The organism is Pseudomonas sp. 32A (genome assembly GCF_052682255.1).
Genome location: NZ_JBQYLY010000001.1, coordinates 5,669,314 through 5,693,998, shown reverse-complemented (window position 1 = coordinate 5,693,998; position 24,685 = coordinate 5,669,314). Strand labels below are relative to the sequence as shown.

21 protein-coding genes and 3 pseudogenes are annotated in these 24,685 nt (G+C 60.1%); 17 read left to right on the top strand and 7 right to left on the bottom strand.

The window, feature by feature from the left end; genetic code table 11:
* Positions 1–41: 41 nt before the first annotated feature.
* Positions 42–927, top strand: a pseudogene (locus ACUN0G_RS26155) (nitrilase family protein).
* Positions 928–941: 14 nt separating this feature from the next.
* On the top strand, positions 942–2,105 hold the full coding sequence (locus ACUN0G_RS26150) for a hypothetical protein (protein ID WP_445575602.1): 1,164 nt from the start codon (positions 942–944) through the stop codon (positions 2,103–2,105).
* A 39-nt stretch (positions 2,106–2,144) separates the two neighbouring features.
* Here ACUN0G_RS26150 and ACUN0G_RS26145 read toward each other — a convergent pair whose 3' ends face one another.
* Both ACUN0G_RS26145 and ACUN0G_RS26140 read right to left on the bottom strand, forming a co-directional pair.
* A complete protein-coding gene (locus ACUN0G_RS26145; protein WP_445574695.1) occupies positions 2,145–2,765 on the bottom strand; it encodes a transglycosylase SLT domain-containing protein in 621 nt (206 codons plus the stop codon).
* Between the two features lie 137 nt (positions 2,766–2,902).
* Positions 2,903–3,871: a hypothetical protein gene (locus tag ACUN0G_RS26140; protein WP_226476264.1), complete on the bottom strand. Its 969-nt coding sequence runs from the start codon at positions 3,869–3,871 to the stop codon at positions 2,903–2,905.
* Positions 3,872–4,046: 175 nt separating this feature from the next.
* On the opposite strand from ACUN0G_RS26140, the gene ACUN0G_RS26135 reads away from it, so the two are divergent.
* The 3 genes from ACUN0G_RS26135 to ACUN0G_RS26125 all read left to right on the top strand — a co-directional run bounded on the left by ACUN0G_RS26135 (position 4,047) and on the right by ACUN0G_RS26125 (position 6,208).
* Positions 4,047–5,543: a PAS domain S-box protein gene (locus tag ACUN0G_RS26135; protein ID WP_445574694.1), complete on the top strand. Its 1,497-nt coding sequence runs from the start codon at positions 4,047–4,049 to the stop codon at positions 5,541–5,543.
* Between the two features lie 132 nt (positions 5,544–5,675).
* Entirely contained in the window at positions 5,676–5,927 is a 252-nt protein-coding gene (locus tag ACUN0G_RS26130) for a CsbD family protein (protein ID WP_003211583.1), read from the top strand.
* Between the two features lie 11 nt (positions 5,928–5,938).
* Entirely contained in the window at positions 5,939–6,208 is a 270-nt protein-coding gene (locus ACUN0G_RS26125; protein ID WP_003211585.1) for a DUF1652 domain-containing protein, read from the top strand.
* Positions 6,209–6,307: 99 nt separating this feature from the next.
* On the opposite strand, the gene ACUN0G_RS26120 is transcribed toward ACUN0G_RS26125, so the two are convergent.
* On the bottom strand, positions 6,308–7,492 hold the full coding sequence (locus ACUN0G_RS26120) for an MFS transporter (RefSeq protein ID WP_275712111.1): 1,185 nt from the start codon (positions 7,490–7,492) through the stop codon (positions 6,308–6,310).
* A gap of 155 nt (positions 7,493–7,647) precedes the next feature.
* Complete coding sequence (locus ACUN0G_RS26115; protein WP_445574693.1) at positions 7,648–7,956, bottom strand: RcnB family protein; 309 nt, start codon at positions 7,954–7,956, stop codon at positions 7,648–7,650.
* Between the two features lie 160 nt (positions 7,957–8,116).
* On the opposite strand from ACUN0G_RS26115, the gene ACUN0G_RS26110 reads away from it, so the two are divergent.
* The 5 genes and pseudogenes from ACUN0G_RS26110 (at position 8,117) to ACUN0G_RS26090 (ending at position 13,880) form a co-directional block, all read left to right on the top strand.
* Positions 8,117–8,449 (top strand): LemA family protein, encoded by a 333-nt coding sequence (locus ACUN0G_RS26110; protein WP_258346625.1) that lies wholly within the window; start codon positions 8,117–8,119, stop codon positions 8,447–8,449.
* Positions 8,450–8,639: 190 nt separating this feature from the next.
* Positions 8,640–9,232 (top strand): annotated as a pseudogene (locus ACUN0G_RS26105) (helix-turn-helix domain-containing protein).
* Between the two features lie 23 nt (positions 9,233–9,255).
* A complete protein-coding gene (locus ACUN0G_RS26100; protein ID WP_445574692.1) occupies positions 9,256–10,602 on the top strand; it encodes a glutamine synthetase family protein in 1,347 nt (448 codons plus the stop codon).
* A 194-nt stretch (positions 10,603–10,796) separates the two neighbouring features.
* The gene (locus ACUN0G_RS26095) at positions 10,797–11,870 is read left to right on the top strand and encodes a DNA alkylation repair protein (protein ID WP_445575601.1); all 1,074 of its coding nucleotides are present in this window, start codon (positions 10,797–10,799) and stop codon (positions 11,868–11,870) included.
* 150 nt (positions 11,871–12,020) lie between these two features.
* Positions 12,021–13,880 (top strand): DUF3857 domain-containing transglutaminase family protein, encoded by a 1,860-nt coding sequence (locus tag ACUN0G_RS26090; protein WP_445574691.1) that lies wholly within the window; start codon positions 12,021–12,023, stop codon positions 13,878–13,880.
* Here ACUN0G_RS26090 and ACUN0G_RS26085 read toward each other — a convergent pair.
* A complete protein-coding gene (locus ACUN0G_RS26085) occupies positions 13,877–14,767 on the bottom strand; it encodes a LysR family transcriptional regulator (RefSeq protein WP_003211603.1) in 891 nt (296 codons plus the stop codon). The genes ACUN0G_RS26090 and ACUN0G_RS26085 overlap by 4 nt on opposite strands.
* 130 nt (positions 14,768–14,897) lie before the next feature.
* On the opposite strand from ACUN0G_RS26085, the gene ACUN0G_RS26080 reads away from it, so the two are divergent.
* The 5 genes from ACUN0G_RS26080 (at position 14,898) to ACUN0G_RS26060 (ending at position 21,979) form a co-directional block, all read left to right on the top strand.
* Positions 14,898–16,541, top strand: a complete 1,644-nt coding sequence (locus ACUN0G_RS26080; protein ID WP_445574690.1) for a GMC family oxidoreductase — start codon at positions 14,898–14,900, stop codon at positions 16,539–16,541.
* A 191-nt stretch (positions 16,542–16,732) separates the two neighbouring features.
* A complete protein-coding gene (locus tag ACUN0G_RS26075; protein WP_258346630.1) occupies positions 16,733–18,355 on the top strand; it encodes an MFS transporter in 1,623 nt (540 codons plus the stop codon).
* A gap of 235 nt (positions 18,356–18,590) precedes the next feature.
* Positions 18,591–20,540 (top strand): DNA topoisomerase III, encoded by a 1,950-nt coding sequence (locus tag ACUN0G_RS26070; protein WP_258346631.1) that lies wholly within the window; start codon positions 18,591–18,593, stop codon positions 20,538–20,540.
* Positions 20,541–20,675: 135 nt separating this feature from the next.
* The gene (locus ACUN0G_RS26065) at positions 20,676–21,116 is read left to right on the top strand and encodes a CBS domain-containing protein (RefSeq protein WP_063031233.1); all 441 of its coding nucleotides are present in this window, start codon (positions 20,676–20,678) and stop codon (positions 21,114–21,116) included.
* Positions 21,117–21,130: 14 nt separating this feature from the next.
* Positions 21,131–21,979 carry an NAD-dependent protein deacetylase gene (locus ACUN0G_RS26060; RefSeq protein ID WP_445574689.1) on the top strand — a complete coding sequence of 283 codons (849 nt, stop codon included), beginning with the start codon at positions 21,131–21,133 and terminating at the stop codon, positions 21,977–21,979.
* Here the strand turns inward: ACUN0G_RS26060 and ACUN0G_RS26055 are convergent.
* Positions 21,975–22,049: pseudogene (locus ACUN0G_RS26055) on the bottom strand (outer membrane lipoprotein carrier protein LolA); the annotation flags it as partial. The gene ACUN0G_RS26060 and the pseudogene ACUN0G_RS26055 sit on opposite strands and share 5 nt — an antisense overlap.
* A 493-nt stretch (positions 22,050–22,542) precedes the next feature.
* On the opposite strand from ACUN0G_RS26055, the gene ACUN0G_RS26050 reads away from it, so the two are divergent.
* Complete coding sequence (locus ACUN0G_RS26050) at positions 22,543–22,872, top strand: hypothetical protein (protein ID WP_003211618.1); 330 nt, start codon at positions 22,543–22,545, stop codon at positions 22,870–22,872.
* Between the two features lie 63 nt (positions 22,873–22,935).
* Here the strand turns inward: ACUN0G_RS26050 and ACUN0G_RS26045 are convergent, their stop codons facing one another.
* Positions 22,936–23,844: a LysR family transcriptional regulator gene (locus tag ACUN0G_RS26045; RefSeq protein WP_421522993.1), complete on the bottom strand. Its 909-nt coding sequence runs from the start codon at positions 23,842–23,844 to the stop codon at positions 22,936–22,938.
* 133 nt (positions 23,845–23,977) lie between these two features.
* Here ACUN0G_RS26045 and ACUN0G_RS26040 point away from each other — a divergent pair, with 133 nt between their 5' ends.
* Entirely contained in the window at positions 23,978–24,676 is a 699-nt protein-coding gene (locus ACUN0G_RS26040) for a CoA transferase subunit A (RefSeq protein WP_445574688.1), read from the top strand.
* Positions 24,677–24,685 lie beyond the last annotated feature (9 nt).

The following is a 24,685-nucleotide window of genomic DNA, read 5'->3' as shown; positions in this document are numbered from 1 at the left end:
CAGCCATTCCCTGGCTGAATAAAAATAAGAGGTCACCCGCAATGAGCGATCCAACAAGCCCTGTTCGCATAGCTGTCATTCAGTTCGACCCCCAAGTGGGGATGGAAAACCGGGAGCGTAACCTGCGTCATAGCCTTGAGCTGGCAACGGAAGCAGTGGGCGGTGGCGCCAATCTAATCGTGCTGCCAGAGCTCTCGAACTGCGGCTATTTCTTCTCCAGCCGTCAGGATGCATTTGATCACGCCGAGGCCATTCCGGGCGGGCCGAGTGTGCAAGCCTGGATGGATTTTGCCTGTAAGCATCAGGTGTATCTGGTGGCAGGCCTCAGCGAAATCTCCGGCATGCAGCTGTTCAACACCGCGGTACTGCTGGGACCGGAGGGTTTTATCGGCAAGTACCGCAAGGCCCATTTGTGGAACCTGGAAAAGCTCTGGTTCAGTCCCGGCGATGTAGGGTTCCCCGTATTTGAAACACCCATAGGCCGTATAGGCCTGCTGATCTGCTGGGACATCTGGTTCCCTGAGGTGCCGCGCATCCTCAGCCAGCAAGGCGCCGATATTATTTGCAGTCTCAACAACTGGGTATGGACTCCGCCTCCGTTGTTCGACGACGCGGGGAAGTGCATGGCGTCGTACCTCACGATGACCGCAGCCCACGTCAACAACGTGTTTATCGCCGCCTCCAGCCGTATCGGCGAGGAACGCGATGCGCGTTACCTCGGGTGTTCGCTGATTGCCGGAACCAACGGCTGGCCCATCGGCGCGGTGGCTTCGGCGAATCGGCAGGAGATCCTATGCCGATGTTGACCTCACCAGCGCTCGCAGTGCACCTATCTGGAACAGCCTCAACGACTTGCAGCGGGACCGGCGTGCGGATCTTTATGACCAAATGCTCGGGTATACCCAACATCGCGCCCTGCCACGCTAATCGGAGGGCGCATGATGGAAACCCTTTTAGAAAAACCGTGCCTACACCACTCCCGAACCGATAAAACAGTCATCGCCCTGGGCGTTGCCAGTGCATTGCTGATCCTATGGATAACCCTTACTTACCCTTGGCCGGGCTATGCCGACATGGTGACCAGCCTTCCTCACCCCATCGCCTGGCTGCGCTGGGTGCTGGGTGATATCAGCGAAGTCGCGTTCTACAAACATGAACTGGCCTCAATCGGCCTGCTGGGCGGCGCGTACCTGGCGTGGTGGGCCAGCCGTACCGGCAAGCGCTGGCAAGGCTTTGCCATTTCGTATGGCACCGGGCTGTGGCCGTGGTTGGTGACCAGCTCATTACTCGGTTTATTGCTGAGTAATGCGTTATGGGGATGGACCGTGACCGCTAACACTTGGCAACCGACGTTTGCAGCATTTGTTTCACTGCCGGCGGCCATGGTGCTGATGTTCGGCGGCGGCTGGAAAGTAACGCTCAATGGCGCAGTGCTGGGGGCGTTGCTGGTTACACCGATGTGTTTGTTGATCGTCAACTACATCTGCCTGCCGCTGGGCTTGCCGGTGGTAATCGGAAACGTCCTGGGGATGGCGGTTGGTAGTGTGATTGCGTTTGTATTGTGCCGTCGCGTGCCGATTTTGGTACGCAGCGACTATATAGCCCCGATAAAGCCTGCGCCCTTGAAGCCACCGACCTATGGCGCGATGTGGAGCGTGCGAAGGGTGTTGGCGGACTTTTCCGAAGCGCCCTTCTTCGGCAATGAGCTGGCCAGCCTTGGCTTATTGGCTGGCGTGTTACTGGCTTATGCGCTGAACCCGATGAGCCCGGCCTATGGATCTGGTCTGATAGTGCATCTGATCGGTGCGCAAGCGCTGACGTCTGCACTGGGCGTGGTGATCTGGCGACATCAGTGGATCAAACGCGGTTGGTATCCCACGTATGTTCCGCTGGTGTCGGTGGTCCCGGCAGCGGTGTTGACCTATGGCGGCAGCTGGGTGGTGATGGGATCAAGTGCGTTGCTCGGCGCGTTGATCGCGCCGCCACTGGCCTGCGCCATTGCAGGACGGTTACCACCGCACGTCCATCCTTACATCGGCAACGTACTCTCAATGGCGTTGAGCACCTTGATGGTGGTGCCGTTGGTGGGACGGTTAGCCGTTTAGCCACCCGCTCTTATGCCGGGCAAAGGAATGCCCGTGCACTCACAGCCAATGCCAAAACCGACTCCAGAACCCTCGTCCTAGATCATTCTTGCAGCCCGCATATTGCGCCGCATACATCTGCGAGCGTGCCCGCACCTTGCCTGCAACCGGCATCAGCCAGGCTTTGCTCGCATAGGTGCGCTGACGATACCCGCCCCAGCCTTCGTGGTAGTTCAGGTATTGGCCGTAGGCGTCGTATTTGTACACGCCGTTGATGGTGTAGGTCTTGTCCATGTACCAGCCGACAAAATCGATGGCGTCGTCAAAGTCCTCGCGACTGGCGCCCGTACGGCCGGTGCTTTTCTGGTAGTCGCTCCACACTTCATCCTTGGCCTGGGCGTAGCCGGAGGCGGTGGACACGCGGCCCCAGGGGATGATCCATAACAGGTATTTGCGCGGGGTCTTGGCGTCCTGGCGGAAGCCGGACTCTTGATACATGATCGCAAACGGCACCTGGATCGGCACGCCCCAGCGCGCCTGGGTCACCTTGGCGGCGTCGTACCAATCGTCCTTTTCGCGAAAGATGCCGCAGATGTCGTTGGGGGTGCGGGGCGGCGAGGTTCCGCATCCCGCCAATAAGGCGGCGAGTAGCAACAGCCCTGTGGTTTTTACTGCGTTCAAAAGCCCACCGTTTCATCGTGAGGATAAAAAGGCGGGCAGTTTACTCGTTCGGCGGGGTTGATGCAGAGGGGCAAGCAGGGCTATTCCTGTGGCGAGGGAGCTTGTGCCCTCGCCACATCCAGCCCCTCACATCATGATCAGGCCAATGGCACCCGACGTGTAGTGATCGCCAGGCGACCTACACCGAAGCTCAACGCCGCACCCAGCAGCAACATCAACAAGGTGCTCCACGCTGCGCGGGACAGTTGCTTGGCCGCCACTTCACCGGCTTCGCGGGCTTTCTGTTCAGCCTGTTGCTTCAGCTCGTCAACCTTCTGCACGGCTTGCTGGTAGGCCTGGGCATAGTTGTCAACGATCTGGGTGGCTTCAGCTTGGCTCTTGCCGGTACGCGCAGCGACGATGTTAACCAGCGCCTGCTTGTCTGCTGCATTCAACGCGGGCTCACCGGACGCTTTGACGCGCTCGAACCACTGCTTCAGTTCATCACCGGCCTGGGCTGGGTTGGTCGCCGCATCGTTGGCCGATTGCTTGCCATCCGCAGCGGCTTGATCGGCTTTTTGCTCAACATTGGCAGGGTCCAGTTCAGGCTTGCCGCTCTGCTTGAGCAACGTGTCGAGCTGGCCTTGCAGGCTGTTCCAGTCCAGCTTGATGCCCTGCTCATTCAGTTGCTGTTTGACGCTGTCGCTGATGCCCGGCGCCACGGCGGCGATGCCGCTACCGGCCGCCGACAACCCTTTACCGACGACGTTACCCGCAGCACCGACAACGCTGGTGGCCAGCGCGGCGAGCAGCCAGGTGGTCAACAAGGTGGTGATGGTCCAGCTCAACACGCCATGCAGGCCGCCGCGATCCGGTGCGGTGCGCCCGGCCACGAATGCACCGGCACCGATGGCCAGCAACGTCGAGACGAACAGCCAGATCCCGGCACCGGTACCAAAACCGCTCAGCGGGTTACCGGCTGCCATCGGGTTGACTGCACTGGCACCAATCGCGGTACCGAGTACGCTCAACACCAGGTAGGTCACCAGGGCAATTGCACTACCGGCCAACACCGAGCCCCAGGAAACTCGAAACAGCGAACGGTTGGTTTCATAGACAGTGGTCATGTTAAATCCTTTGAACAGTGGGTAGGTGGCCAGTTTGGCGAGGCACCTACCCTTCGGTCTCGGCACAATTGCACTAGGCGCACTGGTGCATTCGCACCCCGCGCCGCGCACTTTCTCTGCACTATCCTGAGCCTCAGGTGTCGTACTTCTCATGCGACCTACCCCAGGAGAAACCATGAGCCAGGCCGTCCTCGCCAAAGAAACCAACCGCCGTCAACTGCAGCAGATCATCTCCGGCTTGTCCGATGGGGTGATCCTCGCCGAGGCCGACCAGACCATCCTCTGGGCCAATGAAGCCGCGCTGCTGATGCATGGCGTGGATAACGTCGAAGACCTGGGTGCCAACACCAAGGAATACGCCGCGCGCTTTGCCTTGCGGTATCGCAACAATCATCCCCTGGCGCTTGAGAATTACCCGTTAAGCCGGGTGGCGGACGGTGAAGAGTTCAGCGATGTGGTGGTGGAAGTCACGTCCGCCGGCGACGAGGAAAAGACCTGGGTGCACCGCCTGCGCAGCCTGGTGCTCGACGACGCGTCCGGCGAGCCGGAGCTGCTGGTGTTGATCCTGAGCGACGCCACTGAATGGGCCAGCGCCGAAAAGCGCTTTGAAAAAACCTTTAACGCCAACCCGGCGCCGGCGGTGATTTGCCGCCTGAGCGACCTGCGCTATATCAAGGTCAACCAGGGCTTCCTGGAGATGACCGGCTACAACCGCGACCAGGTGATCGGCCACTCGGTGTATGAACTGGATGTGCTGGAACAGGCCGAAAACAAGGACCTCGCCGTCAAGCGCCTGGGCGAAGGCGCGACCATTCCGCAGATGCAAGCCGAACTGAAACTGCCCGAAGGCGGCAGCAAACTGGTGATCGTGGCCGGTCAGCCGCTGGACATGAATGAGGAAGACTGCATGCTGTTTTCCTTCACCGATCTGGAGCCCCGCCGTAAAGCCGAAACCGCCCTGCGCCAGAGCGAGGAGCGTTTCGCCAAGTCGTTCCGCCTGACGCCGGTGCCGACCCTGGTGTGCAACGCCGCCAACCGCCAGGTGGTGGATATCAACGAAGCCTTCATGACCATCACCGGCTATACCAGTGAAGAGCTGATCGGCAAATCCATCGAAGACATCGACTTTATCGACAGCCCCCAGGCCTGCACACAACTGTTCACCACCCTGGAAAAAGCCGGCAACCTCGACGGCCTCGACCTGAAGATCCGCAAAAAAGGCAATGAGCTGATCGACTGCGTGCTGTCTGCCGACACCGTCAGCATCCAGGACGTGCCCTGCTATTTGCTGGTGCTGATGAACATCACCGAACGCAAGCGCTCCGAGCTGGAACTGGTGGCCGCTATCGAGGAAGTGATGCAGGACGCCTCATGGTTCAGCCAGACGCTGATTGAAAAACTGGCCAATGCCAAGAGCGTCAACAGCCCCAATGTACCGAACATTTCCTTCACCGACCTGACCGCCCGGGAGCGCGATGTACTGGGGCTGATTTGCGAAGGCCTGGCCGACAAGGAAATCGCCTCGCGCCTGAAACTGGCGCCCAACACCGTGCGTAACCATGTGGCCACGGTGTACTCCAAACTGGGGGTGCATAGCCGTAGTGCAGCTATCGTCTGGGCCCGTGAGCGCGGGCTGTTTGCCGGTGAATTGCGGGTTAAAAAGCCGAAATAGAGTGCAAATGCACTAGTGCGACCGGTGCAAATTCGCCTTATTGCGCGGGGATGCACTGCTTAACCTTGAAGGGTGGGCACAGGGCTTTGGGTCCTGTGCTGTCGAGATGTCATGCCCTTTAAGGAATCCATCATGAAAAGCGAACAAGTCAAAGGCGCCGTCGAGAAAGTGGCCGGCAAGGCTCAAGGTTTTCTGGGTGATCTGACCGGTGACGAACGTCTCCAGGCCGAAGGTGTGGCCCGCCAGGCCGCTGGCCAATTGCAGCAAACCTACGGTGACGCGCTGGACACCGTTGGCGACTTTGCCAAGCAAAAACCCTTGGCTACCGTAGCGATCGTCGCCGGTGTCGGCCTGCTGCTGGGCCTGTTGCTGCGTCGTCGCTGAGGAGCGCCCTAATGTTTACGCTCTCCCAACTGCGCAACTGCATCGAAGAGGCTCTGTCGCCCCTGACCTGCGAGTTCACCCTGTGCCGTGACGCCTCATTGACCCTCAAAGTCTTCGATGCCGAAAGCGGCCGGGTGGACCTGGTGGTCACCGGGATCAGCGTCAACAAGCTGCAGACCCCGCAGGAAGTGGAAAAGATGGTCGACGAGTTGCGTTACGAATTGCAGAGCAACACCGTTGGTAAACTCAGGCTGGATGACCTGCCGCTACGCCCTTTGTAGGAGCGAGCTTGCTCGCGAAAAACGCCCAGGCACCGCGTTCACTCAGGCGTGGCGCGTTATCGTTAACGACCTTCGCGAGCAAGCTCGCTCCTACAGCAGTTAGCGTGCCTTCAACGACGCACCGACAAAATAGAACACCCCTCCCCCGACGATAAACGCTGCCAACATGTAGAACATGTAGTGGGCCGGCAGGCTGGCCAGTACCAGCCCGCACAGCACCGGCCCCAGGGCAGCGCCGAGGTTGGACAGGTTTTGCGCGCCGTAATACATCCCCCGCAGATGGTCCGGGGCGATGCGGTCGATAAACATGTACTCGGCCGGGAACACCACGATTTCACCCACGGTGAAAATCGCCATCGCCACTATCCACCACCACACGTTGCTCGCCAGAGCAAAACCCATCACTCCCAGCATGAACATGCCCAGGCCGAAGATCAGCCACTGGCTCAAATGACGGTGGGAAATCCGCCGGCCAATCGCGTATTGCAGCGCGATCACCAACACCGCGTTGGTGGTGAGGACCGCGCTGATGATGGTGTAGGTGTATTCAGCCGTGGTGGTGGTCACCAGATATTGCGAGAGGTACGCGGTGAACTGGCCGAACACCACGGCACTGAGCAGGCCACCGAGGGTGAAGCACACCAGCCGATGATCTCGCAGCAGCACGCGGCCCACGGCGAGGAATGACACCGGCTTTTGCGTGGTGTCGACGGTGGCCAACGTGCGGTCGCCCCAACGCCAATACAGCAGGAAAAATCCGAGGCCCAAAACAGCCGACAAGATAAACGGCAAGCTGATATCGAGCTTGGCTATCATGGCGCCAAAAAACGGCCCTACGGCATAACCGATATTGGTCAGGGTGTACTTGATGGAAAACGCTTCGCTGCGTTGATCTTCCGGCAACAGGCTGGCAAACCCGGACTTGATCGCGATATCGATCACCGCGTACGCCAGGTTGATCAGGATCAGGCAGCTGTAGAACGACCAGATTTCCGGGGCGAGTACCGTGCCGATAAACCCCAGGGCAAACACTACGCTCAGGCTGAGCAACAGCCGATAGCTGCTGATGCGGTCTACCAGGAAACCGCCGTACACACTCAGCAACGAACCGACGATCAATGAGCTGCCGATCACCAGGCCGACCTGGCTGATGTCGAGGGCGAAGTGGTTGGTGAGGTAGATCACGAGGTACGGAAACGTGATGGCTTTGGCCAGCGTAAGGATCAGCGTGGCCGACAGCAGCAGATTCACGGTACGTGGGTAGTTTCTTATTGTGGCAAGCATCCTGCTCTCATTTTGATCAAGGTGACGAGGCCATTGCGACCCGCAAGCGGATGTACCTTAACGCAAGATGAGACGAAATAAAGGCTGATTTATGCATTTATGCAAAAATCAAATGCAGCGGGATGAGGACGCAGTCGCTCATCCCGCTGAACGGTTTATTTTTTAACCGGTGTGATGTCGAGAATCGTACCGTTGGTGGTTTTGAGCAACACGTACTTGTCGTTTACACGGGCCCACTGGCTGTCTTCTTCCGGCTGCTTCAGGCCACGTTTCTTCCAGTCGGCAATGGCCGACTCCTTACGCATCAGAATGTCTGGCGCACGGTCTCCCGTCTTGAGGTCGCGGGTATTGATGTTTGAAGGCTGCACGGCTTTTTGCGGGGTATCTGCGGCCTGGACGGTGAGACTCGCGGCGGACAGGCTCGCGGCAACCAGCAGGCAGGCAACAAGGGATTTGGACTTCATGGGCACTTCCTTCAATGAATGACGCGTAAAGATTCGGACCGCAGCCGTGAAGAATCATTCAGCGCAGTGATTGAAGCGGCGGATGGATGGACGGCCAACGACCGAGGCGGCAATTAATCAGATAAGATTGGTTCTTTTTTCCAGCTGCCCAGGAAGTCCAATGACTGGTACCCACGTCATCATCATTTTCGTGACTATTGTAACCTTGCTCGCGCTTTACGTGTTCGGCACCTACCGGGAACTGGTGGCGCTGCTCGATCGTTGCAAAAAAGCCTTCGGCCAATTCAAAGAGGCCGAGCAACAACTGGCGGCGGCGCAAAACGCCTCGTCACCCGCCGCAGACATTGCCAGCCTGGAAAGCCGCGTCGCGTTCACCCGCCAGCTGTTCCAGGACTCGGTTAACAACTACAACACCTACAAGCACAAATCGCCGACGTCGGTGGTGGCCGAGCTGCTGGGGCATCGTGATGATGTGAGCCTGTCCGGTTTTTGAATGATCGTTCCCACGCTCTGCGTGGGAATGCCGCTCCGGACGCTCCGCGTCCCGTTCATACACGCTTTCAAGCCCGGCGCCATGGTGACGCGGAGCGTCACACGATGCATTCCCACGCAGAGCGTGGGAACGATCATCCTCCGCCAACTCCATACCCATTGCCTCCATGAAATTAATCCTGTAATTTTTCATGAAATTTCTTGATAAGAATTTCATGACGCGCCTATGGACAAGCAAGAAGAACTCGACGCCCTGGCGATCCTGATCCACGACCTGCGCAAGCACAAGAAGCTCACCCTGGCGCAACTCGCACAAAAGATCGAGCGTTCCGTGGGCTTTCTGTCCCAGGTTGAACGTGGTCTGTCGCGCCCTACCGTGGCCGATCTGACCGCCATCAGCCATGCCCTCGGTGTGCCCACCACCTACTTCTACAGTTTGTCCAAACCCAAGGCCGTGAACTGGGTCACGCACCCCAATGAACGGCGCACGGTGTATTACGCCAACGGCATCACCGACATCCTGGTGTCGCCGAGCATGCACGGCGCGTTCTCGATGCTCGACAGCCTATTGGCCCCCGGCGCCAACAGTGGCGAACAGACCATGAGCGACCGTGCCGAACAGGCCGGTTATGTGCTGGAAGGCGAGTTGACACTGTGGGTCGAGGGCGAGGCCGACTCGGTCACCTTGCGCCCGGGTGACAGCTTCCACCTGGCCAGTTTCGCCCACTGCCGCTACGGCAACCTGACTGACCTGCCAGCCCGTGTGCTGTGGGTCTACAACTGAAGGCACACCAAGGAGCGTCACCCGTGAAAAGCCATTCCTCCACGCTGCTGGCCGAAGTCCGGACCTTTCGCCAGAACCATCCCGATGTGCGTTATGTCGACCTGATTGCCCTGGACATTCCCGGGCATTTCTACGGCAAGCGCTACCCGGTGGACATGCTGGAAAAGGTCGCCGCCGGCAGCCCGTTGAAACTGCCGCAGAACGCAGTGCTGCTGGGTGCCCAGGGCGGTTTGTTCAAGATCGGCGACTACTGCTTTCACGACGGTGACCCCGACGCCAACCGCCGCCTGGTGCCCGGCACCCTCAAGCCGGTGAGCTGGGAAGCGCAGCCGCTTGGGCAGATGCTGATCACCTCCGACGGCACCGAAGCGCCCATCGAATTCGAACCCCGAGAAGTGCTGGCCAACGTGCTGGAGCGCCTGAACCGCAAGGGCATTCACCCGGTGGTGGCGTTTGAGCTGGAGTTCTACCTGTTCGATAAAAAGCTCAGCGATGGCCTGCCGCAATTCGCCCGTGACCCGTTGAGTGATGACGCCGACGACCAGCCCAATCTACACATCGAGCGCCTGTCGCGTTTCGCCCCGGTACTGGACGACATGGTCGAGACCGCCAAGGCCCAGGGCATCGACATCACCGTGATCACCGCCGAACTCGGCCCCGGCCAGTTCGAAATCAATTTCGGCCACCTGGAAGATGGCCTGCGCGCCGCCGACTGGGCCGCCCTGTTCTGCCGCAGCACCCGAGGCGTGGCCCTCAAGCACGGCTATCGTGCCAGCTTCATGGCCAAGCCCTACCTGCAACATCCCGGCAGCGGCATGCATGTGCATGTCAGCCTGTACGACGCGGCGGGCAATAACCTGCTGGCGGCCCATCAGCAGCAACCGCTGCGCCACGCCGTGGCCGGCTGCCTGGAACTGCTGCCCCATTGCATGCCGATCTTCTCGCCCAACCACAACGCCTTCCGCCGGCTCGGCGGCACGGTCAACGCGGCAACCCGCGCGTGCTGGGGTTACGAGGATCGCGACGCATGTGTGCGAATCCCTGAATCCGACCCGCGCAACCTGCGCATCGAACATCGCCTGGCGAGTGCCGATGCCAATCCGTACCTGGTGCTGGCGGCGATTCTGGTGGGGCTTGAACACGGTCTTGAGGCGGCCAAAGAACCCATCGCCCCGCTGAACGAAGACCGCAACAGCGGCACGGATTTCCCCCTGGAGATGCTCGACGCAGTGCGCGCCATGCAACATCAGCCGGCATTGCGCGAAGGCCTGGGCGCCGAGTTTGTCGACGTATATTGCGAAAACAAACGCCAGGACCACCTGGCATTCCAGCAGGAAATTCATGCGCGGGAATATCGCTGGTACCTCTAACCCTCAACCTCTCCCCGTAGCAGCTGTCGAGCCTAGGCGAGGCTGCGTCAGCGGTGTGTCTGATACACCGCTGACGCAGCCTCGCCCAGGCTCGACAGCTGCTACGACGTGGGGCGTGCGCTATCGGGTTTTGCATGTACTCTGATGGCCAACTTCATCTGCGGATTTGCCCATGACCGAACAAACCGCCCGCCCTGAAGGAAATCTTCAACGCCGAACGCCTGCAACACATCGCCACTGAAATGACCGCGGTGTACCCGGCGTTCGACGCCAAGGGCTTTCTCAAACACGCCAAGACCGGGCTTGCGAACTTGTCGGTGATGCAGCGCATGGCGCGGGTCAGCGAAAGCCTGCACGCCGTGATCCCGCTGGATTACCCCCAGACGCTGAAATTGCTGTATGCCCTGGCGCCCCGGCTGAACAGCGCCTTTGTCAGCCTGTCCCTGCCCCACTACGTCGCCAGCTACGGCGGCGATGATTTCAAGCGCTCCATGGCGGCGCTCAAGTACTTCACCACTTTTGGCTCTGCCGAGTTTGCCGTGCGGTATTTCCTGCTGAAGGATTTCAAGCGCACCCTGGCGGTGATGCAACAGTGGTCGCTGGATGACAACGAACACGTACGACGCCTCGCCAGTGAAGGTTCACGGCCACGGCTGCCATGGTCGTTCCGCCTGGCCGAGGTGCAGGCCGACCCGAACCTGTGTGCCTCGATCCTCGATAACCTCAAGGCCGACAGCAGCCTCTACGTGCGCAAGTCGGTGGCCAACCACCTCAACGACATCACCAAGGACCATCCCGACTGGGTGCTGACCTTGATCGAAGGTTGGTCTCTGGACAATCCCCACACCGCCTGGATCGCCCGCCACGCCTTGCGCAGTTTGATCAAGCAAGGCAACACCCGGGCGCTGACGATCATGGGCGCCGGGGCCAAGGCCGAGGTGAAGCTCCATCAGCTGAAAGTCGAACCGGCGGTGATTAACCTGGGCGACCGGATCAACCTCTCTTTCAGCCTGGAATCCATCGCCGACACCCCACAAAAGCTGGTGGTCGACTACGCCATCGACTATGTGAAAAGCGCCGGTCACAGTGCGTCCAAGGTGTTCAAGCTCAAGGCGTTTACCCTGGGCGCCGGGGAACATCACGCTATCAGCCGTGGCCAACATATTCGTGAATTGACCACACGCAAACACTATCCCGGCAAACACGCGGTGCACGTGCTGGTGAACGGCGAACGACTGGGAAGTGTCGAGTTTGAGCTCGAAAAATAATCCTTAAAACATTAACGAAGGCTCTATCCCGGGCCTTTCAGCGAAAATAATTGTCCGACAATGCTAGGCATTCGTGTTGCGATCCATTATCATCCGGCGCCTTCTCGGTACCCCTAGGGTACTTGTGTCAATGTTCCACCTGAGGCGCCCATGCACCGTTTTTCGTTTTACCGTCCCCTGATCTGCATCAGCTGGGGGCTTGCCAGCCACAGCGCGTTTGCCGCCCTGCAACCGATGGCCGAAGCCCCGCTGGCCAGTGACACCGAGCTGCATTGCCACTTCAACCGCGACGCCAGCGTCGACTGCACCACGCGCTACCACTACACCATCCTCAAGCCGAGCGGCCGGGAAATGCTCTCGCGGATCGACTTCAGCTATCAGGAAGAGGACGGCTTTGAACTGCTCAAGGCCGAGTCCACCCAGCCCGGCGGCAAACCGGTGCCCCTGGACCAGGCACAAATCGACACCCGCACCGCCCCCAATCCTGACCAGGGATTCTCCCGGGAAAAACAGACCTCGCTGGCATTCCCCAACCTGCGGGTCGGCACGCAAATCCGCTACACGGTGCGCGAACACTATCCCGCCAAACCGCTGATGACCGAGTTCTACTACGCCCTGCAGTTCGGCCCCAGCGCCGCACGGCGCGACCACTTCAAGGCACGCTTCACCGCCGAGCGGCCCATCGAGTGGCGCAGCGAACTGATGGAGGGTTTCAGCATTACCCCATCGGCCAATCGCAAGACCCTGGACGTGGTGCAAAAGGCCCCGACCTACCTCAGCTACATCAACGAATCCGCCAACGCCTACATACGCCACGCCCCGCGTATCGAAGTCGGCAGCTCCCTGGATCGCCAGCAGTACTTCGGCAACTTCGCCGAACGCTACAACCAGATCCTCAGCGCCAAGCTGCCGCCCCAGGGCGCCGCCGCCGTGGCCGCCGTTCGCGGCCTGCCGCCGGCGCAGCAAGTGGCCGGCCTGATGCAGCACATCAACGACCACTACCGTTACCTGGGCGATTGGCGCGCCTCGGATCGCGGCTATGTACCCTTCAGCCTGGCCGAAATCGAACGGCACGGCTACGGCGACTGCAAAGACCTTTCGACGCTGCTGGCGGCCATGCTCAAGGCCAGCGGAATCAAGGCCGAACCCGCCTGGGTCAGCCGTGGTGATGTGGTCAACCCGCTGCTGATTCCCGGCACCGGCGCGCCGAACCACGCCATTGTCCGCGCCGAAGTCGATGGCCAGGTGTGGTGGCTGGACCCGACCAACCCGGTCTTCGCCCCAGGCCAGACCCTGCCCGATATCCAGGACCGCTGGGTGCTGGTGACCAATGCCGAGGGCCAGGTACGTGAAGAACACATTCCGCTGCAACCTGCCGCCACCACATTGATCCTCGACAAGCAGGAACGCTTCGACGCCCAGGGCACCGCCCGCGTCTCGGCCACCGTTGATTTTCGCGGTATGCCGCTGATGCAACTGAGCCTCGCCGACCGCCAGCAAGGCTCCACCGCCAGCGACCAGAACATCTGCGACAACTTTGGCAAACAGATCACCGACTGCCAAGTCGAGCGCCCCGACACGGCCTTTTTGATCCCGGCCAGCTACAAGGTCAGCGCCACCCTGACGGACATGCGGCCCCTGGAGCCGCTGGGCAACGACCACGTCTATAACGATGCCTTGCTGCAGGAAAAATGGGACGGGCTGCTCAACTATCGCCGCAACGGGCAACTGGCCGACTTGTACATAGGCAACCCCGAGACGCTGGATTACACCATCGCACTGTCGGGTGGCCAGATCGACAAGGACATCAAGGCCTGCCAGGTGCACTCGCCGTGGTACGACCTGGACTTGACGGGTGAACGCGTCAAGGGTGAATGGCGTTATCACTACCTCTTGGTGCAGAAGATACGCTGGCTGACCCACGATGAAATTGTCAGCGCGCCGTTTGAAAAAATGATCACTGAGATCCGGGCCTGTGGTGAGCAGGTGCATCAGGTGGTGAAACTCTAACCCTCTCCCAACAAAACCCCTTGCTCCCGCGCGCACAGTTCCACCAGGTAATCCCACAACACCCGCAACCTTACCGACTTGTGCAACTCGCGCCGGGAGCTGATCCAGTAGCTGCGCTGGATGCTCTCCGCCGGTAGCAGCGGCACCAGGTCCGGGTCGCTCGCCGCCATGAAGCACGGCAATACGGCAATTCCCAACCCCGAGCGCGCCGCCTGGTGCTGGGCGATTACGCTGGTACTGTGGAACACCACTTTGGGGTTGCGGCAGAAGCTGCTGAGGAATTTCAGTTCCTGGCTGAACAGCAAATCGTCGACGTAATCGATCCAGGCATGGACGGCCAAATCCTCGCGCTTTTCAATCGGTGGCGTACGGTCCAGGTAGCTGCGGCTGGCGTAGAGCGCCAGGCGGTAGTCGGTGAGTTTGCGGGTCACCAATTGGTCGACGCTGGGGCGTTCGAGGTGGATGCTGATTTCCGCTTCGCGGTTGAGGATGCTGACGAAGCGCGGCACCGCCAGCAGTTCCACTTCCAGGCCCGGGTAGCGTTCGAACAGGCCGCCCATGCGACTGGCGAGAAACATCACCCCCAGACCTTCAGCCACCCCCAGGCGAATCTTGCCCAGGGGCGCGGCGGAATGGGTCAGTTCTTCTTCGGCCAGCAGTGCCACGTTTTCCATGGCTTCGGCGTGTTTGAGCAGGGCTTCGCCGGAAGGCGTGAGTTCGTAACCCTGTGCGTGCTGCACGAACAGCGCGGTGCCGAGGCTTTTCTCGATGGCCTCAATGTGCCGGGCCACAGTGGCGTGAGTGGTTTTCAAACGTTGCGCCGCCGTGAGCAAGCGTCCGCTACGCTGTAACTCGAGAAAGAACCGCAGATCATTCCAGTCGAACATATCGCCTCCGCTCTCCACCTTGAAAGCATCGCTGTCTAAAAACGCACAGCAGCTGGGTAAAAACTAACATTTTTAAGACGAAAACTAACAACTAGGATGGAGCCAATAAGAAAAACAAGCGAGGTCACAGATGCATTCTGCAGCTGCTGAATACGATTACGTGGTGGTAGGCGCCGGCCCCGCAGGCTGCCTGCTGGCGAATCGACTGTCTGCCAACCCTGCCCATCGCGTGCTGCTGCTTGAAGCCGGCGGTCGCGATAACTATCCCTGGATCCATATTCCCGTCGGCTACCTGTTCTGCATCGGCAACCCACGCACCGACTGGTGCTTCAAGACCGAAGCCCAGGAAGGCTTGCAAGGCCGTGCGCTGAGCTATCCACGGGGCAAGGTGCTGGGCGGTTGTTCGTCGATCAACGGCATGATCTACATGCGCGGCCAGGCCCGGGATTACGACGGCTGGGCCGAGGACAATCCCGGCTGGGCCTGGAAAGATGTGCTGCCACTGTTCAAGCAAAGCGAAAACCATTTTGCCGGCGCCTCGGAGTTCCACAGTGACGGCGGTGAGTGGCGGGTTGAACAACAGCGCCTGCACTGGCCGATCCTCGACGCGTTTCGCGATGCCGCGCAGCAGAGTGGTATCGAGAGCATCAGCGACTTCAACCAGGGCGACAACGAAGGCTGCGGCTACTTCCAGGTCAACCAGAAATCCGGAGTGCGCTGGAATGCGGCCAAGGCGTTTCTCAAGCCGATCCGCCAGCGGCCCAACCTGACGGTGATGACGGAGGTTGAAGTCGACCGCGTGTTGCTGGAGAACGGTCGCGCGACCTCAGTGGTTGCTCGCCAGCAAGGCCAGGCCGTCACATGGCGGGCGCGCAAGGAAATCATCCTGTGCGCGGGATCCGTCGGTTCGCCCGGCATCCTGCAACGCTCCGGTATCGGCCCTTCCAGCGTGCTCAAGCCCTTGGGTATCGAGGTGCTGCACGAGTTGCCCGGCGTCGGGGGCAACCTGCAGGATCACCTGCAACTGCGCCTGATCTACAAACTGGAAAACGCCCGCACCCTGAACCAGATTGCGGGCACCGTGCTGGGCAAGATGAGCATGGGCCTGCGCTACCTGTACGACCGCAGCGGCCCGCTGTCCATGGCCCCCAGCCAGTTGGGCGCGTTCGCCCGCTCCGGGCCGGAACAGACGTCGGCCAACCTCGAATACCACGTGCAACCGCTGTCCCTGGAGCGCTTCGGCGAACCGCTGCACGCCTTTCCGGCCTTCACCGCCTCGGTGTGTGACCTGCGCCCGCAAAGCCGCGGCCGCATCGACATTCGCTCGGCCAACCCGGCAGACGCGCCGTTGATCCGCCCCAATTACCTCAGCCACCCGGAAGACCTGCGGGTGGCCGCCGACGCCATTCGCCTGACCCGCCGCATCGTTTCGGCGCCAGCCCTGAAGCAATTCAACCCGGTGGAATACCTGCCCGGCGAAGCACTGCAAACCGACGAACAACTGCAAGAAGCCGCTGCCCGCATTGGCACCACGATTTTCCATCCGGTGGGCACCTGCCGCATGGGCAGCGACAAGGACGCCGTGGTCGACGCACAACTGCGGGTGCACGGCATTCCGGGCCTGCGTATCGCCGACGCGTCGGTCATGCCACGCATTACTTCAGGCAACACCTGCTCACCCACGCTGATGATCGCGGAAAAAGCCGCGCAGCTTATCCTTTCGCCGAACACAAGGAGCCTCGCCCCGGAGAAAGAACTGACCTTACCGGCTTGAACTTACCTTACCGGCTAGACCTGTGGGAGCGGGCTTGCTCGCGAAGAACGCAAAGACACCGCGTTAATCCAGAATGCACGCGTTATCGTTGACGTTTTTCGCGAGCAAGCTCGCTCCTACAGTGGAATAGCGGCGCTGAAACTGGCGCCGACAGTGGAACAACAATAAATAATCACTGTGAGGGCTACCCAATGTCAGAACACGCTCAACCCCTGGACCCGGCACTCGGCGCGCGCTCGAGTAACGACACACAGAAAGTCATCTTCGCCTCCTCCCTCGGGACGGTGTTCGAGTGGTATGACTTTTTCCTCTACGGCGCCCTCGCGGCGGTGATCAGCAAGCAGTTCTTTGCCGGGGTCAACGACACCACGGCGTTTATCTTCGCCCTGATGGCCTTCGCGGCCGGCTTTGTAGTGCGCCCGTTCGGCGCCCTGGTGTTCGGTCGGCTGGGGGACATGATCGGCCGCAAGTACACCTTCCTCGCCACCATCGTCCTGATGGGCCTGGCGACCTTCTGCGTGGGCCTGCTGCCCACCTATTCAAGCATCGGCATCGCCGCACCGATCATCCTCGTGGCACTGCGCATGCTCCAGGGCCTGGCGCTGGGCGGCGAGTACGGCGGCGCAGCCACTTACGTGGCCGAGCATGCCCCGGCGGGCAAACGTGGCTTCCACACCAGCTGGATTCAATCCACCGCGACCCTCGGCCTGTTGCTGTCGCTGCTGGTGGTGCTGGCGTGCCGTTACTTCACCGGCGACCAGTTTGAAGTGTGGGGCTGGCGCCTGCCGTTCCTGCTGTCGATCGTGCTGTTGGGCATCTCCACCTGGATCCGCCTGAGCCTGCACGAGTCGCCGGCGTTCCTGAAAATGAAAGAGGAAGGCAAGGCCAGCAAGGCGCCGATCCGCGAGTCGTTCGGCAAATGGGAAAACCTCAAGATCGTGCTGATTGCGCTGTTCAGCATCAACGCCGGGCAAGCGGTGACGTTCTATGCCGCGCAGTTTTATGTGCTGTTCTTCCTCACGCAGTTTCTGAAGATGGACCCGGCACTGGCCAACATGCTGCTGATCATCAGCGTGGTGATTGGCGCGCCATTCTTCATCTTCTTCGGCTGGCTCTCGGACAAGCTGGGGCGCAAGCCGGTGTTGATGGTCGGCCTGCTGCTGGCCACCGCGTTGTACTTCCCGATCTTCAAGGGCCTGGCCCACTACACCAACCCGGCGATGGACCACGCGAGCCGCCAGTCACCGATCACGGTGTTGGCGGACCCAGCCACCTGCACCTTCCAGTTCGACCCGGTGGGCAAGGCGCGGTTTGACAGCCCGTGCGACAAGGTCAAGACCTTCCTGGTGAAACAAGGCCTGCCGTACGAGAGCGCCGCCGCCCCGGCCGGCAGTGCGGTGCAGGTGAGCGTGGGGGATGTGCGTATCGATGGTTACGACGAAGCCGCCCTGAAAGGCGCGGTGACGCTGGCGGGTTATCCGCAGTCGGCTGACGTGGCGCAGGTCAACAAAACCATGGTGGTGGTGCTGATCGTCGCGCTGATCCTGATCGCCGCCATGTGCTACGGCCCGCTGGCGGCGCTGATGGTGGAGCTGTTCCCGACGCGTATCCGCTACACCTCGTTATCGCTGCCTTACCACATCGGTAACGGCTGGTTTGGTGGGTTCCTGCCGACGGTGTCGTTTGCGCTGGTGGTGTACACCGGGGATATTTTCTATGGGCTCTGGTACCCGGTGGTGATTACCGGGGTGAGCCTGATCGTGGGGCTGATTTGCCTGAAAGAAACCAAGAACGTGGATATCGACAATAACTAAACGTCGATCCGGCTGACACTGGAGATTCAGTGTGGGAGCGGGCTTGCTCGCGAATGCGGAGTGTCAGTCGCCGGATAGGTTGACTGATACACCGCATTCGCGAGCAAGCCCGCTCCCACATTGGGTTTAGCACCAGACACACAAATTGCTGTATATCCATCCAGATAAAAGTTGCCCAATTCTGATTTATTGCCCATCCTGCTCCCCATTCAATTTCGTAACGAATGTGGTGACCATGCGGCTGTTCCTCTGTGAAAAACCGTCCCAGGCCAAGGATATCGCCGCCGTGCTCGGCGCGACTCGGCGTGGCGACGGTTGTTGGCTGGGTTCAGGCGTTACCGTGACCTGGTGCATCGGCCACCTGCTGGAAACCGCCCCGCCCGACAGCTACGACGCCAAGTACAAACGCTGGGTGCTGGCCGACCTGCCAATCATTCCCGAGAAGTGGAAGATGCTGGTCAAGCCCAAGACCGCCAGCCAGTTCAAGGCAGTCAAGCGCCTGCTGGGGGAAGCCCAGGAATTGGTGATCGCCACCGATGCCGACCGCGAAGGCGAGATGATCGCCCGGGAGCTGGTGGAGCATTGCCGTTATCGCGGTCCCATCCAGCGGCTGTGGCTCTCGGCACTCGATGACGCATCCATCCGCAAGGCCCTGGCCTCATTGAAGCCCGGTGCTGAAACCTTCAGCCTCTACCATTCGGCCCTCGGCCGCTCCCGCGCCGACTGGCTGATCGGGATGAACATGAGCCGCCTGTTTACCCTGCTGGGCCAACAGTCCGGTTATCAGGGCGTGTTGCCGGTTGGGCGTGTGCAAACCCCGACCCTGCGCCTGGTGGTAGACCGGGACCGCAGCATTGCCGACTTTGTACCTGTTGCCTATTGGGCCATCGATGTGGATTTGCTCCACGACAACATCACCTTTACCGCACAATGGCGCGCAACCGAAGACGCCTGTGACGATCAGGGCCGTTGCCTCAATCCGGAGCTTGCCCGGGACGCGGCCAACGCCATGAGCAACGCCGCCAGCGCGCGACTGGTCAAACTGCGTACCGAGCGGATGCGCGACGTGGCGCCCCTGCCCTTCGACCTCGGCACCTTGCAGGAAATCTGCTCGAAAAAACTCGGCCTCGGCGCTCAGGAAACCCTGGATGTTGCGCAGTCGCTCTACGAAACCCACAAAGTGATTACCTACCCGCGCAGCGATTGCGGCTACCTGCCCCTTAGCCAGCACGGCGACGCGCCGAAAATCCTCGCGGCGCTGGGCCGGGCCGATCCGGCAGTGAACGCGTTGATGCCGCACATGGACCCACAACGTCGCTCACGGGCCTGGAACGACGCCAAGGTCAGCGCGCACCACGGCATTATTCCCACCGGCGCCGGCAAGGATGTCGGGCAACTGACCGGCAAGCATCGCGCGGTATACACCCTGATTCGCGCCCGCTACCTTGCGCAGTTCCTGCCCAACCACGAGTACGACCGTACCCAGGCAGATTTCGATTGTGCCGGTGAAGCCTTGCGGGCTGTCGGTAAAGTCATCGTCGAGCCTGGCTGGAAACGCGCATTGCCGGAAGCATTGGCGCCGGCCAAGGGCCGTGAAGCACCTGCGCCGCAGTCCTTGCCAAAACTGGTTCAAGGCCAGGACTACGCCGTGGCCAAGGTCAACCTCAAGGACCTGTGGACCCAGCCACCCAAGCCCTTCACCGAAGGCGACCTGATCAAGGCGATGAAAAACGTCGCCAAGCTGGTGGAAGACCCGCTGCTCAAGCAAAAGCTCAAGGACACCACCGGGATCGGCACCGAAGCCACCCGCGCCGGGATCATCCAGGGCCTGCTGGATCGCGGTTACCTGGTGAAAAACGGCAAGGCGCTGTCGGCAACGCCTGCCGCGTTCAGCCTGATCGATGCAGTGCCACGGGCAATCGCCGACCCCGGCACCACGGCCATCTGGGAGCAGGCACTGGACATGGTGCAAAGCGGAGAGATGAGCCTGGAAGAGTTCGTCGCCAAACAGGCGGCGTGGATGAGCAAGCAAGTCACCCGCTGCACCGGCATGCGCCTGACCATCAGCGGTCCGGCCAGCCCGGCAGGACGTGGCGCTACACCGTGGAAAAACAAACGCAAACCGGCCAAGCGCAAGACGGCCACCAGCCCGAAACGGGCGGCGAAACCGGCAAACAAAGGCTGAGAAGCACTAAAAAATCGCGCCAATGACGTTTTTCGACGGGATGTATGCCGCTTTGGACCTTGCCCTGCTGCAGGCCATCCAGGATTCTGTAGGGCCTGCTAACCTCCCAACAATAACAACACCGGAGTGGCCTCCATGAAAACCGTTGCCCAAGTGCTGAAGTCCAAAGACCAGCAAAACCAGCAAGTCCACACCATCCCCCACGACCATACGGTATTTGAGGCCTTGATCGTGATGGCTTCGAAAAACGTCGGGGCCTTGCCAGTGCTCCAGGACGGGAAGGTGGTGGGCATCATCAGTGAACGAGACTATGCCCGTAAGGTCATCCTCCATGGATTGTCTTCGGTGACGACCAAAGCCCACGAGATCATGAATTCACCGGTGATCACCGTCGACACTCACCAGACTGTCGAGACCTGCATGACTATCATGACTGACCGACATCTGCGCCACCTGCCTGTGGTAGAGAACGGCGAGCTCCTTGGCCTGCTGTCCATCGGCGACCTGGTCAAGGAAGCGATTGCCGAACAGGCCGACCTGATCAAACAGCTGGAGCAGTACATTCGCGGCGAATAATCATTGGGGACCCCATGCTCGATACCCTGCAACATCAAGTCGATAACCAGCTCGACAACCTGCACCGGGCCATGGCCGAACGGCGCTTCCTGGTGCTGACCGGTGCGGGTATCAGCACCTCTTCGGGGATTCCCGATTATCGCGATAGCGAAGGCGTGCGCCGGGGCAAGGCGCCGATGATGTACCAGGAGTTCCTCGCAACCCCGGAGGCACGCCGTCGCTACTGGGCCCGGGCGATGCTCGGCTGGCCGAGAGTGCGTGTCGCGCAGCCGAACGCGGCGCATATCGCGCTGGCCACCCTGCAGCAACGTCAGCGCATTACCGGGCTGATCACCCAGAACGTCGACACCCTGCACGACCAGGCCGGCAGCCATGATGTGATCGAACTCCACGGCAGCCTGCACCGGGTGCTGTGCCTGGATTGCCAGCAGACCAGCGAACGGGACCTGATCCAACGCCAGATGGAAGCCGAGAATCCATACCTGGCGGGGGTGGACGCGGTTCAGGCACCGGACGGTGACACCCTGCTGGACCCGGCCTTTGAAGGACGCTTCCAGGTGCCCCGCTGCCCCCATTGCGGCGGGCAACGGTTGAAGCCGGATGTGGTGTTTTTCGGCGAGAACGTTGCGCAAGGCACGGCCGCCAAGGCGATGGCGGCCGTGGACGAAGCGGAAGGCTTGCTGGTGGTGGGTTCGTCGTTGATGGCGTATTCAGCGTTTCGGTTGTGCAAGGCGATGGTTGAGCAAGGCAAGCCCGTGATTGCCATCAATCTGGGCAAGACACGGGGCGATGAGTTGCTGCAACTCAAGATCGAGGCCTCCTGCGAGCGCCTGCTGCCATTGTTGGTGGAGCACCTCCTGTAGGAGCGAGCTTGCTCGCGAAAAACCTGAGAGCCCCGCTGACTCTCAGAAGCCCCGCGTTATCGTTGACGATCTTCGCGAGCTAGCTCGCTCCTACAGTTTCATACCCGACTCGACTCCCAGAAAATGACGCCCAAGTCACGCATTCCGCTCTCATCCCCGTGCCACGGGGATTTATGTAGTGCTTTAAAATAATCACTACATAATCGTTGACGTAACCATTTTGTAATTGCATGATTCAAGCGTCTCCCGGATCGGGAGCGTTGGTAACAAGCGTTTTGAACAAGCTCGTCTGACCGCCGAGCTGTTTTTTCCGGATGTGCACTGCCCACAAGGCAGATTGATGAAGCTGACCGGCCCGAAAGGATCGGTACAAGGAGCTCAAACGCTGCTTGTCTTCGTTATGAAACCATTGCGTAGCAGTTCATCAGCAAGACTACATGCATCGGTTCAAGACCCTGCCGTATTCGGCAGACAGTCGCTGACGCCCGGTTTTCTGAGCCGGAGACAACTGAGTAGTTTTAATGGATCAACTAAAGATCGCCAACTGGTCAAGGGGCTTACACATGAATCTGAACAACCAACCAACTATCGATGAATTGGCTGAGATGTTCGCAGCGCAGAAAGACACGCTCGACGACCATATCCTCTGGATTGGTAAATCGGGCCAGGTCCATATTGACTGCCTGGCGCCCCATACCGTGGAAGAAGAGTTCGACAGGAATAACCGTGAACTGGCAGCGCGCCTGAAGATGTACCGCCGCGGCCAGGGTTATGTCGGCAAGAAAGCCGCCGCTGATCGCAACTTTATCGAGCAGGTCTTTCATACACTTAATACCGAGTGGCAGAACCTTAAAGGCCATTCGCAAGTTAAGGTGATCGACAGATACTGCTGATAACTACGCACTGATCACTTAAGCCTGCTCGCTTGAACGAGCAGGCTTTTTTATTGCCGGCTGTTATTGCAACAACGCCGGAAAACGCCCCTTCCCCGCTTCATCGCAAAAAATATCAAACATGGCTTGGGCCGCCGCCGAAAGTTCGTGACCGGGCTTGGTCAATACACCAATCGGCCGTTCGATCACCGGATCGCTCAAGGTGATGCAATGGGCGCCTGCCTCCTGCATTTGTCGCGCGCACAACGCCGGCACCGCACTGACGCCCAAGCCACTGGCAACCATCTTGCCCACCGTCGCCAGTTGATGACTCTCCAGGGCCACGGGCAGCTTCATGTCCAGCGCCTTCAGGTGTTCTTCCAGCATCACCCGCACCGTGGACGGTCGCTGCAAGGTGATGAAGGGGTGTTCCAGCAGGGTGTGCCAGTCGATATCGGACCGACGCGCCAACGCCGAGTCACCGGGCACTACCGCGACAAAGCGGTCCACATACAGCGGGGTGAACACCAGCGACGAGCTTTCCGTAGGCTCAAACGCCACGCCAAGCTCCACCTGGCGATCCCGGACCATTTCCAGCACCTGCTCGTTGATCACGTCATTGACCGTCACGTTGACCTGGGGATAGCGCGCCCGAAAAATCTTCAGGATCGGCGGCAGCAGGTTCCCGGCAAACGACGGCATCGCAGCCACCGTCACCCGCCCGCGCTGCAAGGTGAAACGCTGGCGCAACTCATCCTCGGCATTGTCCCAATCGGCGATCAGGCGCCGGGCCAGGGGCAGTAGCGATTCTCCTTCGGGAGTCAGCGCGACATTGCGGGTATTGCGGCTGAACAAGCGCCCGCCCAGGCCTTCCTCCAGACCTTTGATGGTCAGGCTCAAGGCCGACTGGGAAAGATGCAAACGCTCGCAGGCCGCTGCAAAGCTGAGGGTCTGGGCCACGGCAAGAAAGGCGCGCATCTGTTTAACTGTCATGAAGCTTCTCCCGATGGCTGGCGACTATGCTGTTTTTTAAATCAATCAACCTTAAAAAACAACTTAACAAATCAATCCGTCGGCGCAACACTCGGCTCATATGGCTGGCCCACAAACAATAAAAGAGGTGCATATGGCAGGTTTTGATAAACGCGTAGCGTCCTATGAAGAGGCGCTGGCAGGCCTGGAAGATGGCATGACGGTGCTGGCCGGAGGCTTTGGCCTGTGCGGCATCCCGGAAAACCTCATTGCCGAAATCAAGCGCAAAGGCACCCGCGACCTGACCGTGGTCTCCAACAACTGCGGCGTCGACGGTTTTGGCCTGGGCCTGCTGCTGGAAGGCAAGCAGATCAGCAAGGTCTTCGCGTCCTACGTCGGTGAAAACGCGCTGTTCGAGAAGCAACTGCTCAGCGGCGAAATCGAAGTGGTCCTGACGCCCCAAGGCACCCTCGCCGAAAAACTGCGCGCAGGCGGTGCCGGCATCCCGGCGTTCTTCACCGCCACCGGCGTCGGCACACCCGTCGCTGAAGGCAAGGAAACCCGTGAATTCAACGGTCGCCCGTACCTGATGGAAGAATCCATCACCGGCGACTTCGCCATCGTCAAAGGCTGGAAAGCCGACCACTTCGGCAACGTGATCTACCGCCACACCGCCCAGAACTTCAATCCGCTGGCCGCCACCGCCGGCAAGATCACCGTGGTCGAAGTCGAAGAAATCGTCGAACCGGGCGAGCTGGACCCGGCGCATATCCATACCCCAGGGATCTACGTCGACCGGATCATTTGCGGCACCTTCGAGAAGCGCATCGAACAGCGCACCCTCCGCAAATAATCCACCAGC